Below are 15,464 nucleotides of genomic sequence, written 5' to 3' on the forward strand. Positions count from 1 at the left end.
GGAAAAACTATGCGTGAAGCACTGATCGTTTGGGGCGGATGGAGCGGCCACGAACCGCAGGAATGCGCGGCAATCGTCAAGGACATCCTCGAGGAGGATGGCTTCAAGGTCTATGTCGAGCACACGACGGAAGCGTTTGCCGATCCTTCCGTGCATGATCTCTCGCTTGTCGTTCCGATCGTGACGATGTCGAAGATCGAAAAGGAAGAAATCAAGAACCTCGCCGAAGCGATCGAAGGCGGGGTGGGGCTTGCCGGATATCATGGCGGCGCGGGCGACAGTTTCCGCGAATGCGTCGAATACCAGTTCATCGTCGGCGGCCAATGGGTCGCTCATCCCGGCAACATCATAGACTACAAGGTCAACATCACCCGGCCGGACGACCCCATCATGAACGGCATTGCTGACTTTCCCTATACGTCCGAGCAATATTACATGCATGTCGACCCATCGAATGAAGTGCTGGCAACAACGACATTCACGGGTGACCATGCCTACTGGATCGATGGAGTTGTGATGCCGGTTGCCTGGAAACGGAAGTACGGCAAGGGCCGCGTCTTCTATTCCTCCCTCGGTCACCAGGCCAAGGAGTTCTCCGTGCCTGAAATGAAGACCATCTTCCGCCGGGGCGCAAACTGGGCGGCTCGTTGAACTAATCCAAATAGGTAAGCGCGCATGTCTTTAACAAACCGGGCAGGCGCGCTATCTTTTCAGGTGTTCCAACAGGAAGGGATTTCGATCATGTACAGGCTTATCGCAATGACCTCCATCGTTCTCCTCGGCCTTGCCGGCAGCGCCTTTGCGCAAGCCAGTATGGGCATGGACAGCAGCGGCCGCTACGATGGTTCCGCGCCGCTTGGAACGGGCCGTGCGGACCAGGCGCCGAGCGGCGGTTTTTCCATCCCGCTCGACGCTTTCGAAACCGGCAGCACGAGCTCTGGAACCATTCAGTGGAAGTGCCCGCAGCAGCAATCGAAACGCACCCCCGCGAACCAGGTGTGCTCGGACAACCAGTAAGGCGCTGCACGATGATGAACCCGCGATCCTAGTTTGAGGTTCGCGGGACAGGTCTTTTGTGCTACGGGGGCCGCTCAACGTGAGGCCCGGTTTACATGCTCCCCTGGATCCAGCTCGATTCCGCTCCCATTCCCGGCGAAGCCGGCGAACTGCGCCTGAAGCAGCGCGGCAGCGAGTTTTCGATCATGCTGGGCTCGAACGAACTGATGAACAGTCGCTTGAGCGGTTCGGAAGAGGCGCTTGCGACGCTGTCTTATGAGAAGATCAAGGGCCGACCCCGCCCCGGTATCCTGATCGGTGGCCTTGGCATGGGCTTCACCCTGCGCGCGGCACTTGCCGTTGTTGCCCAGGATGCCCGCATTGTCGTCGCCGAACTGGTGCCTGCTGTCGTCAGCTGGGCGAGAGGGCCGATGGCGGAGGTGTTCAAGGGTTGTCTCGACGATCCGCGTGTGGCTGTCCACGAGTGCGACGTTGGCGAACTCATCCGTTCCAGCAAGGCCACGTTCGACGCGATCCTGCTCGACGTCGACAACGGCCCGGATGGGCTGACCCGCAAGTCAAACGACAGCCTTTACGATCTCAAAGGCTTGCGCGCGGCCCGCGATGCGCTGCGGCCGGGCGGTGTGCTGGCGGTCTGGTCGTCCGGCCCGGATACGAGCTTTACGCGCCGCGTGCGCGACAGCGGGTTTTCGGTCGAGGCAATCAATATGCGGGCCAACGGAAAACGTGGCGGCGCGCGCCACGTCATCTGGCTCGCCGTGAAATAGCGTCAGCCGGCCTGAACTTTGCGGGCTGCGGCAATGGCGCTTGCCGCGCCCAGGCGCAGCTGTTGCGTATCTGCTCCCGCGATCACGAAGTCGAAGCCCATTTTCAGCAGCTCACCTGCACGCTCGCCATTGCTGCCAAAGATGCAGGCAAACTTGCCGTGCGCGCGGCAGCGGGCAACGAGATGCTTGAGAACACCATCGATCTCCGGGGTATCGGGCGCCAGCTTCGCGCCATTGGAAAGCGCGATCGAGAGGTCGGCAGGCCCGATGAAAATGCCGTCTATGCCTGCGACGCGCAGGATCTCATCGGCGGCGTCGAGCGCTGCGCGCGTCTCGATCATGGCGATGGCGACCGTCTGCTCGTTGGCTGTCGCAAGGTAGTCGCTCGCGGAGAGGCCTCTCTGGTTGATCGCCAGGGTCGGCCCCCAGCTGCGCTCGCCGAGCGGCGGATACTTGGTCGCCCTGGCAAAGGCCTCGGCATCGGCGACGGAATTGATCATCGGGGCGATAACACCCGAGGCGCCGGCATCGAGCAGACGCGAGGCGAGCGCGAAGTCGCCAACCGGAATTCGTGCCACCACCGGCTTGCCGGCCAGTCTCCCCTGGCCGATGCCGTTGGCTGCCGATGCCATGTCCCAAACGCCATGCTGCATATCGAGTACGACCGCGTCGAAGGCTTCCTGTGCCAGATGATTGACGAACAGGGGATCGGGAATTCCGATCCAGGCCGAAATCATCCCGCCCCCCTCGCGGCTTCTGATGCGCTTTGCAAAGCCATCGATCGTGCTTGAACCGCTCATTCCAGTCTCCTCATGCAGCTCAGCCGACAGCGCGCTGCTTCTCCTGATAAAATTCCTCGATGAAGGCCTTCTGCAGCAGGATGCCGTCCCACTCGTCGGCAAAGAAGGGCGAATCGTAGATCAGCGTATACGGACCGACATAGCCTGCCTGCCGGCACGCCTCGAGGGACTTGCGATAGTCGTCCGCGTCGAGGCCGGATGCACCATAGTTTGCCTTGGCGTGGCAGATTTCCGCGCGGCTCATGATGTCTGCCAGACCGGCATACTTTTCGGGCGCGGCCCAATTGCCAAGATCGCCGTTGAGGCCGACTTTGCCATCCAGCCGATCGAGCAGAAAGTTCATCTCCTTCGGCGACGGTAAGAGATCAAACCAGTTTTCGGTGACGACGCGCACGCCGTTTTCTTCAGCCCGATCTGCCAGCCACGACAGATGTCCGGCGGCGCGTGTCAGGTTCTCCCCGGTCGGCTGCTGTTTGCCGGCGATGACGCGCATCTTTCTGGCGCCGAGTGCTGCTGCAATCTCGATCCAGCCAGCGATCCAGTGGATGTCGCGCTCAGCGGTCGGCGCATGGCTCGGATCACCGTCTTCGACAAGCAGCGTCTGGAACAGAATGCCTGCATCATCGAGCGACGAACGCAGCTCAGCGAGATATCCGCGATCGAGCGCCGGCAGATGGAATGAGCAGATCTCAAGGCGGCCCACACCGCGATCGCTGAGCTGCTTGGGGATCTCCAGAAGTGCGGCGCTGCCGGGGCCATAGGGCTCTTTGCGCTCAGCGCTTTTGTCGGGATCCGGGCTATAGGGGTAGGTCGCGCCGAGAAGCCGGTGCAACGACCACGTCGAGACGGCGAACCGTCCGTTCTCCAAATTCTCAGTCATACCATACTCCTCCTCGCTCCGTGCCTATCTAGGCAACAACACCTTGGAACTTCAAACGAAATCTCCCCGAATGGTGGCTTCGGTCGAAAGCGCCGCACTCAGCAAGGCTTCATCGCGCCCAGGCAAAGCCGAAAGCAGGAACCCGACCGGCATATCCGCATCGCCCGTGCCGCAGGGGATAGACACCCCGCACCAGTCAAGAAAGTTGCCGAGCATCGTGTTGCGCAGCGTCTTGCCGTTGGCCGCAAAGAAAAGCTCGTCGTCAGCCTCGAGCGGCGCGATCGGTGGCGCAACGTGGGCAACCGATGGAAAGGCGACGAAACTGTCGCCGACAAGGCGCTCGACGTCTGCAATCAGTCGCTGGCGCGCCTCGAGAATTGCGAGGTAGTCAGGCAGGGTGATCCTTTCACCGAGACGCGTCCGCACCACGACGCGACCATCCATTTGCGCCGCCTCGGGTCCGGCCAGCCGCTCGCGATGCAGGGCGAAGGCCTCGGCGGTCACGAGCGCGCCGTGCTTTGCCATCAATGCCAGAATCTCGTCGAAGGCGGGGATGGTGACGCGGCTGACGGAGGCGCCCTCGGCGATCAGCCATTCGACTGCGGTCTCGAAGGCTGCGATGACACCGGCTTCGGCACCGTCGAACACGACGTTATCAGGGATGACAACATCGAGCCCCCTGATTGTACCTTGCGCAATGTTCGGAGCTGTCAATCCACGCATCGCGGCGTCGACCCAGACTGCGTCCTGAACGGTCCTGCAGAGAGGGCCGAGCGAATCGAGGCTTTTTGCCAGTGGATAGACACCACCCATGGGGTAGCGGCCGCGCGTTGCCTTGTAGCCGACGATACCATTGAAGGCGGCAGGGATGCGCACGGAGCCGCCGGTATCTGTTCCCATGGCCACCGGCACCAGGCCGGCTGCGACAGCAACGCCTGCGCCCGACGACGAGCCGCCGGGAATGCGCGGCACGTCGGTGCTCAGAGGATTGCGCGGTGTGCCGTAATGTGGGTTTATCCCGAGGCCAGAGAATGCGAACTCGCTCATATTCGTGCAGCCGATGGAGACCATCCCGGCTTGCTGGAGAGCGGTTACGACGACCGCATCGGCCTTCGCAGCCGGATCTTGGGCGAGCACGGTGGAGCCGGCGGTCGTGGCCCGTCTCTCGATGTCGAAGAGGTCCTTCCAGGCGACCGGGATGCCGTCCAGCAAGCCACGCGAGCGACCCTGTTTCAGCCGGGCCGATGATGCCTTCGCCTCTTCGATTGCGCGATCCTTGAAGAGCGCGGTGAAGACGGCTTGGTCAGCATAGGCTTCGATCCCATCGAGAACCTCTTCAGCGACATCGACCGGGTCGACGGCTGCACTCTGGATGAGGACGGAAAGTTGCGCGACGGACATGGCGCCAGGTGATTTTTTCATGGGGTTCCGCAATCTGGATGATGTCCGACCTAAGCCGAATTTTCTCGAAGAGCCAAGCCCTTAAAGTCACATCAAACCGATTGGTTCGATTTTATGAACACTGCGTTTGCGCATCCGGCCTTCAACTGGAGCGACGGCAATCACACATGCTGCTGGCGTGGAAACCGCCGGCGGAAAATCTGCGTTCGCCGGTCCACGCAGCATTGCAGGAGAAGGAAGATGACAAATGACGACAATTGGAACGCTGTCCGCGGCGACACCGTGCAACATCATGCAACGGACGAAGAGATGAACGGAATGAGTGAACGCGAATACGCCGAACATGTCAGCGCGCATCGACCATCGGTCTCGGAAAGGTTCATCGTTGTCGGTACCCTGCTGCTTCTGGGCATCGCAGGCTTTACAGCCCATATGGGGGGCACAATGGCATCTGGTGTCGACACCGAAACAGTGAGTTCGATCTCGGGGTCGCTTCCGGCACTCGACTTTTGCCGCGAGCATAGCCCTTACGCCGACAAGTTCTGCTGACGGCCCGCCGCGCGTGTCGACGCGCAGGCCATGGACAAACTCCCCTGCCGATATAGTTGACGGCAGGGAGGTGCCGAAATGTCCGCTGACATTGACTATGATCTCGATCGCTTCATAGATGCCCAGAACGGCATCTATGACAGAGCGCTGGCAGAATTGGAGGCCGGCCGCAAACAATCCCATTGGATGTGGTTCATCTTTCCGCAGGTCGCTGGTCTCGGCTCGTCGTTCATGGCAGAGAAATACGCCATTCGCTCGGCCGACGAAGCCTCGGCCTATCTGGCCGATCCTATTCTGGGCAGCCGCCTGCTGCGATGCGTGGAGGCGGTCCTTTCAGTGAAAGGCCGATCGGCGAACGACATTTTCGGTTCGCCTGACGATCTCAAGCTGCGATCCTCCATGACGCTCTTCTCGGCCGTCAGCGATTACGGGTCGCCGTTTCACACGGTCATCGATCAGTTGTACGAGGGACAATTCGACAGCCGCACGGTCGCGTTGCTGGATGCGGGCAAGTAGCAACAATTCCAGAGTTTTCCAAGAGAAGCTGCCGGTATACCTCCAATAGACAGCGTTCCACTCAATTGTAGTTCGTGTATAAAATAAAGCTGTCGGATTTTCTTAAAGAGAATGCCGTTCCGGCGAGTATTGAATATCCGGACGCATGGAATATGCAATGGGAGCGTCGTTTGCCGAATATAGCTGCACTTACCCCAACATTCCGACGTGATTTGCAGTGCTTTGGAGAGTTGCACAAATCGGTCCTTCGTTTTACCCCTGAAGACGTGGTGCATCACATCGTTGTTCCGCGGGAAGACGTAGCGTTGTTCTCTCGCTGGAAATCAAGCCGGCTGAAAATTCACACCACCAACGACCTTCTTCCTGCCGGTTTTGTGTCCGCATCATATCTGTCGAAAGCGCTTGGTTCCGCCCCTTTCGTTCAAAATATCAAGGCTCTGAATGCCATGAGCCGCGGCGAGCTTTTCATAAATCTGCGACGGCCATGGCCGCCGATACGTGGCTGGATTCTACAGCAGATACTTAAGCTGTCCGCAGTTGGCTCCATGGACGCCGACGCGGTTATCATGCTCGATTCTGATGTCGTTCTCATCAACGAAGTTCGGCCATGGCACTTGATCCGGGATGGGGCCGTAAGGCTTTACAGAAAGCCAAATTCGGTCTCTTCGCAGATGACCAACCACACATCGTGGCATGAGGGAGCCCGGCGCATCCTGGGCATACAGCATAGCCCCTCCGATCAGATTGCAGATTACGTCTCATCGTTCGTCGTATGGGACCCTTCCATCGTCCGTGCCATCCAGCGGCGCATAGAACTCGTGAACTCCACGAGCTGGCCATCTGTGTTGGCGTCTGAGCTGCGACTGTCGGAGTGGACGATTTATGGCGCATATGTCGACTTTCTCGGTACACAGAAGGACCGGTCCTTCGCCTCAGACGCATCGCTTTGCCTTAGCCACTGGGACACCAAGGCATTGAGCCGCGATGACATCGAGAATTTTGTGGCGTCAGTTGACAGCTCCGACCTTGCGATACTGGTTCAGTCCACGTCAGGGACACCCTTGGACGTCAGAGCGGAGATAATCGCCGCCGCGCTCTCAAAATTCGGGCGCGGAAAAAGCGGTTACCTGGGAGCGCAATCGTGACTGCTCGTCGGCTGCTGCAACAGCCTCGAGTCGATGTCTGGGCGCAAGCACGATGACAACCGGTTCGGCCACCAGCAGCGACCGAATCGGGAAACCGTATGCCGTCCTGGGCGAGCAAACAGGGCATGCTGCCGTTACCTCGAAAGGCTCGGTTTCTTACGACCATGTTTCCCACTAAAATTAGTTTAGTTTCACGAAGACGGATTCAAGCGTGATGTGCGGCTTTGGCTCCAAAAGCTTCAGGATATTGCAGTCGTGCTGAGCGAGCTGTCAGGGGACGACCAGGCTTTATGACGCGAATGAATCAAGTTACGCTCCATTCCGCAGCCGGCATTTTACCCGACGGATCATCATCGGTCGTGCGCCAGCGGTCCGGACAACTAACGCGGACGGGGCAATCACAGGAGAAACGAGCGGGGTTAAGCGTTGCTCTGGTAGTCGGTTTCATCATGCTTATTGGCGTCCCGTGGATTATCAACATCGGTCCGCTTCGGATGTCGGCGTACCGAATTCTCTTATGCCTCGCTTTCCTTCCGTGCCTGTTTTATTGGTTGTGTGGCAAAGCAGGTGGCATCAAGGCGGCGGATATTTCAGTTATCGCGTTCTCCGCGTGGATCGGCGTTTCGCTGATCGCAGTGAACGGCCAGGAAGGATTGCAATCCGCTGGGATTGCCCTGTTGGAAACGCTAGGCCCGTATTTCCTCGCTCGATGCTGCATTCGAAACGCGAATGACTTTCGATCGTTCAGTAAAGCCTTGTTTTCGCTGGTAGTGATTTTGCTGCCACTCGTGGCGATTGAAACGGCCACGGGGTGGACCGCCACTTTGCATATTTTCAGGATTTTGCACCCCACCTTTCCCGACGCAGGTATGACACCTCGCGCCGGCTTTTGGCGAGCTCAGGGTCCGTATGATCATCCGATCCTTCTCGGTGTCGTCTGCGGTAGCGCGTTGACATTCACCTATCTGGTGCTCGGTTATGGCAAGTCAGCTGCGCGAAAATACGGATTTGCGGGCGTTGTTGTACTTGCAACCGCCTGTTCCCTTTCGTCCGGCCCACTTCTTGGCATATTTCTGCAGGTTCTCTTGGTCGGCTGGAAACGTTTGGCCGGAGTCATTGGCCTGACCACTCTATGGGCCACGACCATCCTGGCACTCGCTGCCGCGCAGGTGATGTCGTGGGTGACAAACAGATCTATAGTGGACATGACCATCGGCCGCCTCACATTTGATCCGATGTCCTATTGGTTCCGCAATCTGATCTGGGAGTACGGCTGGTCGTCAGTGTGGAACAATCCATGGCTCGGAACGGGCCTGAACGAGTGGATAAGACCAGCTTGGATGCCGGCGAGCATCGACAATTTCTGGCTGTACGTCGCAGTCAAACACGGGCTGCCGGCGTCGTTGCTGATTGGCCTCTCGGTCGCGATCTGCGTCGTCTCAGTCGGAATGAAGGGCGGGCTCGATAAGCGCCTCAGCGACTACCGATGCGCTTATCTCGCCACAGTGCTGAGCCTGTGCATGATGGGCTTCACGGTCCATTTTTGGAATGCAGCCTATGTTTTGGTTCTGCTCGTTCTGGGAAGTGGTGTCTGGATTGTCGATGTTAAGGTGGACGAGTTGCTAAAAACAGACGGCCGATCATCAGCGCGATCCACTCGAGTGCGCACAAGTAGAACCACAGCCACTCCCCGGCTCCACGAAGCGAGACCAGGGTCAAGAGGCCGCTCTGTGGTAACCGCTAGTCCGAGTTGAGTTATGGACTTGACGGTGCAGGCAGAGGCAGCGCAGAGCCAGATCCGGGCAGCTAACCAGCGTTGGAATGTTCCAGTGCGTCTATCTCCGCTGAAGTCTCGTTGATCCGTTCGCGAAGATCACGATCCGTGCCATCGTTGACGTCATCGTCTCCGAAGCAGTCGCGCGCGTCGTAAAGCTCCAGCTTTGCTTCAAGCTCGGCGCGCCTGGCATACAGCCGATTGAGATAGATGTAGTTCATGTCAGTGCTACAATCTCGCTTTCCACGTCAGGTGGAAAACGCTACCGAAGCCGCAAGGTTCCCGTCTGTCGCGGGGTCGACCTCAGGCAAAAGCCGTGATAGCGGCGCTACAAGCCTTGGAGAAATGGTTGCAGCAGGTGTCATTGCCCATTGCCTGCCGCGTCACGCGCGCCCCTTCCAGTAGCAGCGTCAGTGTATCGGCAAGGAGCTGTGGTTCGCGCGCGCCGGCCGCGAGACAGAGCGCCTCCAGCTTGTCGCGCTGTTCGGCCTTGTGGCGCTCGATCACGCCGTAGGCCGGATGTCCTTCGCCCTTCAGCTCGATGGCAGCGTTGGCGAGATCGCAACCGACATGCTGGCCGCAGAGGCTTTGCGTGCGAGCTTCGACCCAGGCGATCAACTGCGCACGGGGCTCGCCCGGATGGGCCGTCTCCAGATCCCGCCAGATCGCTTCGGCTTTTTCCGATGCCCGGCGCAACGTCTCGCAGACCAGTTCGTCCTTGGAGCCGAAGTGGCGGTAGAGCGTCATCTTGTTGGTCAGCGCCGCATCCGCGATGGCGTCAACGCCAATGCCGCGAATGCCGTGCTCGCGAAACAGCTCCGCGGCGGTCGAGACAATTCGCTCCCGCGGGGGGATCTTTTCGTCTGAATTCGCCGGAAAGAGTACGCTTGAAGTTTCTGATTTTTTTGAGGACAAGGTCCTTGACATCCATGTGACCGATCGGTAACAAATGCATTGTTACTTACCGGTAACACCACTCCTTGCGAAAGTCAATGCCGAGAGGGCATTGCGGCAGGAGCGGAACACGGGCTTCTGCCCACGAAAGGAGGAATGAGCCATGAGAAAGACCAGAGACGACCTGACGATATCCGAAGCCCTTCGCGACCCCCTGATCGCCATGGTGATGCGCGCCGACGGCGTGAAGCTTGACGATTTCAAGCGCCTCCTCGAGACGGCGGCCGTCAAACGCGAACAGCGCGTTTCCCCGGCGGGCAAGTTTATGAACGCGATTACCGGCAATCCAGCTGCGACCTGCAGCTTCTGCTGACTTTCGGGCTTTTCCCTGCCCCGGAAAGAGCCGTCGCTCACTCGAGCGGCGGCTCTATCTGTTTGAGCCGCTCAAGGGAAATGGATCACTCCTCGAGGTACACGTAATTCATCCCGCCCAGGTGCTCGGGATCGGCGACGGCATCGATCGCCGAAATCTGGTTGTCGGCAAATGCCAGCAGCAGCACAACACGCAGCATCCCGTCGATCCAAACGACAAGCCCGAACTCGCCGTCCACGAGTGCCAGCCGGGCGGCCTGCGCTCTGCCCTTGAACGTCTCAGCCACAGCCGGCGCGCCCCGAAGCACTGCGGCTGCCCCCAGGCGCATGGCGGTTGCGTCCGGGGTGAAGACGACCTGCGGATCGAGCACGGCAAGCAGCGCCTGAAGATCGCCGGTGCGCGAGGCCGCCAGAAAGGCATTTACGACCTTGCGCTTTTGGGTGAGCTCGGCTGCCGGCACCTCGCGCTTGCCCTGGACCCTGCGTCGCGCCCGGCTGGCGAGTTGCCGGGTCGCGGCGGAGGACCGATGAATGATCGGCGCGATGTCGTCAAAGGGCAGATCGAACATGTCGTGCAAAACGAAGGCGACGCGCTCGGCCGGCGCCAGCGTCTGAAGCACGACGAGCAGCGCCACGCCGACCGAGTCGGCAAGGGCAAACTCGTGCTCCGGATCGGCGGTTCTTGTGGTGTCGGCAATGCTGCCATGAACAGGGAGGTCGAGCGGCTCCTCGCGCCGGCTCTTCCTCGACCTTAGCATGTCCAGGCAGATGCGCGCGACGACGGTGGTCAGCCAGCCGCCGATATTGTCGATGTCAGCGACACCGGAGCGGCCGAGCCGCAGCCATGCCTCCTGCACGGCGTCATCGGCCTCCGCACGCGATCCCAGCATGCGGTAGGCGACAGCCGCCAGATGCGCCCTCTTTTCCTCGAATTCCCCGGCCAGCCAATCTTTCTCGCTCATCCGTCACATTCCTCCAACCTGATCCGTCAACGCAATGACGAACGAAAACCGGCGGGTGTGACAGAGCACTGCCGGCGGCGTCACTTTGGAAAACACCGCAAGGAGACACATGATGCAAGCAAGAATGGGCAATCCGGCCCTCGTCATTCCCGAGGCCATGCAGGCGTTGACCGCGTTGGGCGGCGTACCGGCCAAGACGGGACTCTCGCCGATCCTTCTGGAACTGGTCAATTTGCGCGCCAGCCAGATCAATGGCTGCAGCGTCTGCATCGACGGGCACCCGCGCATTGCCAGGAAGGCAGGCGAAACCGACGAGCGGCTGTTTGCGGTCAGCGCCTGGCGCGACACACCCTATTTCACCGACGCGGAGCGCTCAGCATTGGCATTGACGGAAGCCGTGACCCGCGTCAACGATCGCCCCGATCCGGTGCCGGACGAGATCTGGGACGAGGCGACGCGGCACTTCGACGAAAGGAGCCTCGCCGCTCTCGTCCTCGCCATTGCCAATATCAATGTCTGGAACAGGCTGAACATCGCCACGCGGCAGATCGCCGGCGAATGGAAGCCGTAAAACGCAGACCGGCCGCTGCCGTGTCGGCAGCGGCCCGGCCGATGCACCTTGGGAGGCCTAGATGATGCCGCCACCACCGGCTGCGGAAGCCGGACGCTCCGCGGCCACCTTCTTGCGGTAGCCGCTGGCGCGATAGGTCGCGACCGGATCGATCGCACCACCTGCGCGGCGGCGGGCTTCGGCGAGGATCGGCTCGACGTCGGCTCGGTAGGCGCGTTTCAGCGTCTCCGTCGCCATCAGTGCGTCGTTTTCATCCTGGTAGCCGGCAAGAGCCTTGCGATCGACGATCAGCGCCTGCGCGTAGGCGCGGCGAATTTCGTTGGCGCTGTTGATGAGGCTTTCGATCGGATCGGTCACATTGTGCGACTGGTCGATCATATGGGCAGGATTGAAGTCGTTGACGCCGCGCTGCTCGGCCTCGACCAGCTCGTTGAACACCAGGAACAACCGGTAAGGATCGATCGATCCGGCATCCAGGTCATCATCGCCATACTTTGAGTCGTTGAAGTGGAAGCCGCCCAGCTTGCCGAACTGGATCAGGCGGGCCACGATCATTTCGATGTTGGTGTTCGGGGCATGATGGCCGAGGTCGACCAGGCAGTGGGCCTTGGGCCCAAGCGTCTGGGCGATCAGGTAGTTCGTGCCCCAGTCCTGAACGACGGTCGAATAGAAGGCCGGCTCGTACATCTTGTGCTCGGAGAACAGCTTCCAATCGTCAGGCAGAGCCTTGTAGATGTCGCCCATGGCTGCAAGATAACGTTCAAACGCCCTGGTGAAATTGCTCTGGCCAGGGAAGTTCGAGCCGTCGCCGACCCAGACGGTCAGCGCCTTGGAGCCGATCGCCTTGCCGATCTCGATGCATTCGATGTTGTGTTCGACGGCCTGTGCGCGCGTCGCCGCGTCGGTGTGGCTAAGCGAGCCGTACTTGTAGGAGTGCGCCTGGCCCGGTGCATCGGAGAAGGTATTGGAGTTCATCGCGTCGAAGCCGAGGCCGAGCGAATCGCCTTTCGCCTTGAGCTCCTTAACATCCGTCTTATCCCACGGAATATGCAGCGAGACGTTCGGGGTTGCGCGTGTCAGCTCGTTGATCACGGAGCAATCGTCCAGCTTGTCGAAGATGCCGCGCGGTTCGCCGGTGCCAGGGAAGCGGGCAAAGCGGGTTCCGCCGGTGCCGACGCCCCAGGAGGGAACAGCAACGAAGAATTCCGACACTCTGCGGGTAATCGCCTCGATATCGACGCCGCGGCGCGACAGGCTGGCGCCAAGCGCTTCGTAATCGGATTTGAGCGCGGACGCGCGCTTGTCGTTTTCCTGCGCAATCAGATCCTGCGCGATTCTGAACTCGGCCATCATATCCTCCCTTGACGCAACGAACCAACGGCTCCTGTCCGCGTTCTCATGCATGGAATGCTAATCATGAACGAGGCGGCCATGGACATCGTACGAATTCTTCTCGCAGTCATCCTGCCGCCTCTCGGCGTATTTCTGCAGGTCGGCCTCGGCCTGCAGTTCTGGCTCAATATATTGCTGACGCTGTGCGGTTACGTTCCGGGGATCATCCACGCGATATGGGTGATCCTCCGGAGGTAGATATCAGCGCGGGAAGCTCTGCGCGTTGCCGGCATCGACGTTGATGATGTTGCCGGTGGACTTCGCCGAAAGGTCGGATGCCAGGAAGTAGATCGCTTCGGCAATGTCTTCTGGAAAGACGTTGAGCTTCAGCATGGAGCGCTTTCGGTAATGCTCTTCCAGCTCGTTGATCTCGATCTTGGACGATGCCGCACGCTGCTCGCGCCACTCGCCGCTCCAGATTTTCGAACCGCGAAGGACGGCGTCCGGATTGACGGTGTTGACGCGAATGCCTGCTTCTGCGCCTTCGAGCGCCAGGCAACGGGCGAGATGGATTTCGGCAGCCTTTGCCGTGCAATAGGCAGCTGCGTTCGGCGAGGAGGCCAGGCCGTTCTTGGAGGCGACGAACACGACGTTACCGCCAAGGTTCTGCTTGCGGAACAACCGGAACGCTTCGCGCGACACGAGGAAGTAGCCAGTTGCGAGAATGTCCATGTTCTTGTTCCACATCGAAAGCTCGGTGCTTTCGATCGGAGCCGAGGAGGCAATACCGGCGTTCGAAACAAGGATATCGACACCGCCGAATTCGACGCAGGCTTCCGCGAAGGACGAAATCACCGCGTCTTCCTTGGTGACGTCGAGCTTGACGCTGCGAACGGCGTCGGCGCCGAACTGCTTTGCGAAATCCTGTTGGGTGCCGTTGAGCGCATCCTGGTCGATATCGGCCAGAACCACGCACGCACCCTCGCTGATCAGGCGGGCTGCCGTTGCGCGACCGATGCCGCCGGCACCGCCGGTGACGAGCGCGACCTTGCCGGCAAGGCTCTTCGGCTTCGGCATGCGCTGGAGCTTGGCTTCCTCGAGCAGCCAGTATTCGATGTCGAATGCTTCCTGTTCAGGCAGACCCTGGTAGGTTGAAACGGTCGAGGCACCACGCATGACGTTGATGGCGTTGACGTAGAACTCGCTGGCGATACGGGCGGTCGCCTTGTCGCGGGCAAACGACAGCATGCCGACGCCTGGAACGAGGAAGATGACCGGGTTCGCGTCGCGCATGGCGGGCGAGTTGGCGTGCTTGCAGTCGTTGTAGTAGCGGGCGTAGTCGGCGCGGTAGTCCTCGAGCGCCTTGTCCAGACCGGCGACGATGGCATCGACATCGGGCTTGGCCGGGTCGAAATCGACGATCAGAGGGCGAATCTTGGTACGCAGGAAGTGGTCTGGGCAGCTGGTGCCGAGCGCGCCAAGCGGCTGCAGGTCCTTGGAATTGACGAATTCGAGAACGGCGTCCTGGTCGTCGAAGTGACCGAGCTTGCGCTCCGCCTTGCCGATGCGGCCGCGGATCTCAGGCATCAGACGAGCAGCGATCGCGCGGCGCTCGGAAGCGGGCAGACTCTGCTTGACGGCGCCACCGAAGATCGTCTTGCCTTCGGTCTTTTGCGCAAACCAGATGATCGCCTTGTTGATGATATCGAGCGTCAGTTCGTAGCAGGCCTTGGCATCGTTCGCCCAGGTGAAGAGACCGTGGCTTTCGAGCACGACGCCCTTTGCATCGGGGTTTGCCTTGACGAAGGCTGCGAGATCGAGGCCGAGCTGGAAGCCCGGACGGCGCCACGGCAGCCAGCCGATATCGGCGCCGAAGATCTGCTGGGTCAATTCCTTGGAATTTTTCGAGGCAGCAATCGCAATAATCGCGTCGGGATGCATGTGATCGACATGGGTGAAGGGCACGAAACCATGCAGTGGCGTATCGATCGACGCTGCGCGGCTGTTGAGGTTATAGGTGCAGTGCGGGAGGAAACCGACCATGCGGTCCTCGTCTTCGACACCCTTGTAGATGGCCTTCAGCGAATCGAGCTTGTCCTGGTAGAGCGTCGCAAAGCCGTCGAGCTTGATCGTGCCGACATCGCCGCCCGAACCCTTGACCCAGAGGACCTTGACCTTTTCGCCGTTCAGCGGATCGGTCTCCATAACCTTTGCGGAGGTGTTGCCGCCGCCGTAGTTGGTGATGCGCTTGTCCGCACCCAGCAGATTCGAGCGGTAGAGCAGTTTTCCAGGCTCATCGAGGCCTGCTGCGTAAGAATCGTCCCAACGATTATCCAGAAGCCGGACGGTTGCCGCCATGTCATCCTCCCATGTAGAATTTCTTGGAAGCGCGAACGGATTGCGCCCCTTTGCGATGACGGTATCGCTCATCGAAACGCACATTGTCAATCGAAAACGATCAAATTCGATTATTGTGCAGCGCAA

Annotated in this window: 18 protein-coding genes; 10 read left to right on the forward strand and 8 right to left on the reverse strand. The window is 60.0% G+C overall.

Annotation, left to right across the window (positions count from 1 at the left end):
• The first annotated feature begins 9 nt into the window (after positions 1-9).
• The 3 genes from AC1D2R_RS20350 (at position 10) to AC1D2R_RS20360 (ending at position 1,784) form a co-directional block, all read left to right on the forward strand.
• The gene (locus AC1D2R_RS20350; protein ID WP_477969822.1) at positions 10-651 is read left to right on the forward strand and encodes a ThuA domain-containing protein; all 642 of its coding nucleotides are present in this window, start codon (positions 10-12) and stop codon (positions 649-651) included.
• Between the two features lie 90 nt (positions 652-741).
• Positions 742-1,017: a hypothetical protein gene (locus AC1D2R_RS20355; protein WP_477969824.1), complete on the forward strand. Its 276-nt coding sequence runs from the start codon at positions 742-744 to the stop codon at positions 1,015-1,017.
• Between the two features lie 95 nt (positions 1,018-1,112).
• A complete protein-coding gene (locus tag AC1D2R_RS20360) occupies positions 1,113-1,784 on the forward strand; it encodes a spermidine synthase (RefSeq protein WP_477969826.1) in 672 nt (223 codons plus the stop codon).
• 2 nt (positions 1,785-1,786) lie between these two features.
• Here the strand turns inward: AC1D2R_RS20360 and AC1D2R_RS20365 are convergent, their stop codons facing one another.
• Genes AC1D2R_RS20365 through AC1D2R_RS20375 form a run of 3 tightly spaced genes read right to left on the reverse strand, consistent with a single transcriptional unit; the run spans position 1,787 to position 4,886 of the window.
• Complete coding sequence (locus AC1D2R_RS20365; protein WP_477969828.1) at positions 1,787-2,584, reverse strand: HpcH/HpaI aldolase family protein; 798 nt, start codon at positions 2,582-2,584, stop codon at positions 1,787-1,789.
• Positions 2,585-2,603: 19 nt separating this feature from the next.
• Entirely contained in the window at positions 2,604-3,464 is an 861-nt protein-coding gene (locus tag AC1D2R_RS20370) for a sugar phosphate isomerase/epimerase family protein (protein WP_477969830.1), read from the reverse strand.
• 51 nt (positions 3,465-3,515) lie between these two features.
• On the reverse strand, positions 3,516-4,886 hold the full coding sequence (locus AC1D2R_RS20375; RefSeq protein ID WP_477969832.1) for an amidase: 1,371 nt from the start codon (positions 4,884-4,886) through the stop codon (positions 3,516-3,518).
• Between the two features lie 219 nt (positions 4,887-5,105).
• Here AC1D2R_RS20375 and AC1D2R_RS20380 point away from each other — a divergent pair, with 219 nt between their 5' ends.
• The 4 genes from AC1D2R_RS20380 to AC1D2R_RS20395 all read left to right on the forward strand — a co-directional run bounded on the left by AC1D2R_RS20380 (position 5,106) and on the right by AC1D2R_RS20395 (position 8,829).
• Entirely contained in the window at positions 5,106-5,414 is a 309-nt protein-coding gene (locus AC1D2R_RS20380) for a hypothetical protein (RefSeq protein ID WP_477969833.1), read from the forward strand.
• Between the two features lie 78 nt (positions 5,415-5,492).
• Positions 5,493-5,930 (forward strand): DUF1810 domain-containing protein, encoded by a 438-nt coding sequence (locus AC1D2R_RS20385; protein ID WP_477969835.1) that lies wholly within the window; start codon positions 5,493-5,495, stop codon positions 5,928-5,930.
• A gap of 74 nt (positions 5,931-6,004) precedes the next feature.
• Positions 6,005-7,075 (forward strand): DUF6492 family protein, encoded by a 1,071-nt coding sequence (locus AC1D2R_RS20390; protein ID WP_477969837.1) that lies wholly within the window; start codon positions 6,005-6,007, stop codon positions 7,073-7,075.
• Positions 7,076-7,374: 299 nt separating this feature from the next.
• Positions 7,375-8,829: an O-antigen ligase family protein gene (locus AC1D2R_RS20395; protein ID WP_477969839.1), complete on the forward strand. Its 1,455-nt coding sequence runs from the start codon at positions 7,375-7,377 to the stop codon at positions 8,827-8,829.
• Positions 8,830-8,881: 52 nt separating this feature from the next.
• Here AC1D2R_RS20395 and AC1D2R_RS20400 read toward each other — a convergent pair whose 3' ends face one another.
• A complete protein-coding gene (locus AC1D2R_RS20400) occupies positions 8,882-9,070 on the reverse strand; it encodes a hypothetical protein (protein ID WP_477969841.1) in 189 nt (62 codons plus the stop codon).
• An 82-nt stretch (positions 9,071-9,152) separates the two neighbouring features.
• Entirely contained in the window at positions 9,153-9,776 is a 624-nt protein-coding gene (locus AC1D2R_RS20405; protein ID WP_477969843.1) for a TetR/AcrR family transcriptional regulator, read from the reverse strand.
• A 130-nt stretch (positions 9,777-9,906) separates the two neighbouring features.
• Here AC1D2R_RS20405 and AC1D2R_RS20410 point away from each other — a divergent pair, with 130 nt between their 5' ends.
• Positions 9,907-10,116 (forward strand): hypothetical protein, encoded by a 210-nt coding sequence (locus tag AC1D2R_RS20410; RefSeq protein WP_477969845.1) that lies wholly within the window; start codon positions 9,907-9,909, stop codon positions 10,114-10,116.
• An 85-nt stretch (positions 10,117-10,201) separates the two neighbouring features.
• Here AC1D2R_RS20410 and AC1D2R_RS20415 read toward each other — a convergent pair whose 3' ends face one another.
• Positions 10,202-11,077 carry a sigma-70 family RNA polymerase sigma factor gene (locus tag AC1D2R_RS20415; protein WP_477969847.1) on the reverse strand — a complete coding sequence of 292 codons (876 nt, stop codon included), beginning with the start codon at positions 11,075-11,077 and terminating at the stop codon, positions 10,202-10,204.
• Between the two features lie 112 nt (positions 11,078-11,189).
• On the opposite strand from AC1D2R_RS20415, the gene AC1D2R_RS20420 reads away from it, so the two are divergent.
• Entirely contained in the window at positions 11,190-11,648 is a 459-nt protein-coding gene (locus AC1D2R_RS20420; protein ID WP_477969849.1) for a carboxymuconolactone decarboxylase family protein, read from the forward strand.
• 57 nt (positions 11,649-11,705) lie between these two features.
• Here AC1D2R_RS20420 and rhaI read toward each other — a convergent pair whose 3' ends face one another.
• Entirely contained in the window at positions 11,706-12,998 is a 1,293-nt protein-coding gene (gene rhaI, locus AC1D2R_RS20425; RefSeq protein WP_477969851.1) for an L-rhamnose catabolism isomerase, read from the reverse strand.
• A gap of 81 nt (positions 12,999-13,079) precedes the next feature.
• On the opposite strand from rhaI, the gene AC1D2R_RS20430 reads away from it, so the two are divergent.
• A complete protein-coding gene (locus tag AC1D2R_RS20430; RefSeq protein WP_477970030.1) occupies positions 13,080-13,238 on the forward strand; it encodes a YqaE/Pmp3 family membrane protein in 159 nt (52 codons plus the stop codon).
• Positions 13,239-13,241: 3 nt separating this feature from the next.
• On the opposite strand, the gene AC1D2R_RS20435 is transcribed toward AC1D2R_RS20430, so the two are convergent.
• A complete protein-coding gene (locus AC1D2R_RS20435; RefSeq protein ID WP_477969853.1) occupies positions 13,242-15,338 on the reverse strand; it encodes a bifunctional rhamnulose-1-phosphate aldolase/short-chain dehydrogenase in 2,097 nt (698 codons plus the stop codon).
• Positions 15,339-15,464 lie beyond the last annotated feature (126 nt).

Source organism: Rhizobium sp. P1_C7 (assembly GCF_056406295.1).

Coding starts and splice junctions, on each gene's coding strand:
- AC1D2R_RS20350 (WP_477969822.1), top strand. CDS start 10: ATGCGTGAAGCACTGATCGTTTGGGGCGGATGGAGCGGCCACGAACCG.
- AC1D2R_RS20355 (WP_477969824.1), top strand. CDS start 742: ATGTACAGGCTTATCGCAATGACCTCCATCGTTCTCCTCGGCCTTGCC.
- AC1D2R_RS20360 (WP_477969826.1), top strand. CDS start 1,113: ATGCTCCCCTGGATCCAGCTCGATTCCGCTCCCATTCCCGGCGAAGCC.
- AC1D2R_RS20365 (WP_477969828.1), bottom strand. CDS start 2,584: ATGAGCGGTTCAAGCACGATCGATGGCTTTGCAAAGCGCATCAGAAGC.
- AC1D2R_RS20370 (WP_477969830.1), bottom strand. CDS start 3,464: ATGACTGAGAATTTGGAGAACGGACGGTTCGCCGTCTCGACGTGGTCG.
- AC1D2R_RS20375 (WP_477969832.1), bottom strand. CDS start 4,886: ATGAAAAAATCACCTGGCGCCATGTCCGTCGCGCAACTTTCCGTCCTC.
- AC1D2R_RS20380 (WP_477969833.1), top strand. CDS start 5,106: ATGACAAATGACGACAATTGGAACGCTGTCCGCGGCGACACCGTGCAA.
- AC1D2R_RS20385 (WP_477969835.1), top strand. CDS start 5,493: ATGTCCGCTGACATTGACTATGATCTCGATCGCTTCATAGATGCCCAG.
- AC1D2R_RS20395 (WP_477969839.1), top strand. CDS start 7,375: ATGAATCAAGTTACGCTCCATTCCGCAGCCGGCATTTTACCCGACGGA.
- AC1D2R_RS20400 (WP_477969841.1), bottom strand. CDS start 9,070: ATGAACTACATCTATCTCAATCGGCTGTATGCCAGGCGCGCCGAGCTT.
- AC1D2R_RS20405 (WP_477969843.1), bottom strand. CDS start 9,776: ATGTCAAGGACCTTGTCCTCAAAAAAATCAGAAACTTCAAGCGTACTC.
- AC1D2R_RS20410 (WP_477969845.1), top strand. CDS start 9,907: ATGAGAAAGACCAGAGACGACCTGACGATATCCGAAGCCCTTCGCGAC.
- AC1D2R_RS20415 (WP_477969847.1), bottom strand. CDS start 11,077: ATGAGCGAGAAAGATTGGCTGGCCGGGGAATTCGAGGAAAAGAGGGCG.
- AC1D2R_RS20420 (WP_477969849.1), top strand. CDS start 11,190: ATGCAAGCAAGAATGGGCAATCCGGCCCTCGTCATTCCCGAGGCCATG.
- rhaI (WP_477969851.1), bottom strand. CDS start 12,998: ATGGCCGAGTTCAGAATCGCGCAGGATCTGATTGCGCAGGAAAACGAC.
- AC1D2R_RS20430 (WP_477970030.1), top strand. CDS start 13,080: ATGGACATCGTACGAATTCTTCTCGCAGTCATCCTGCCGCCTCTCGGC.
- AC1D2R_RS20435 (WP_477969853.1), bottom strand. CDS start 15,338: ATGGCGGCAACCGTCCGGCTTCTGGATAATCGTTGGGACGATTCTTAC.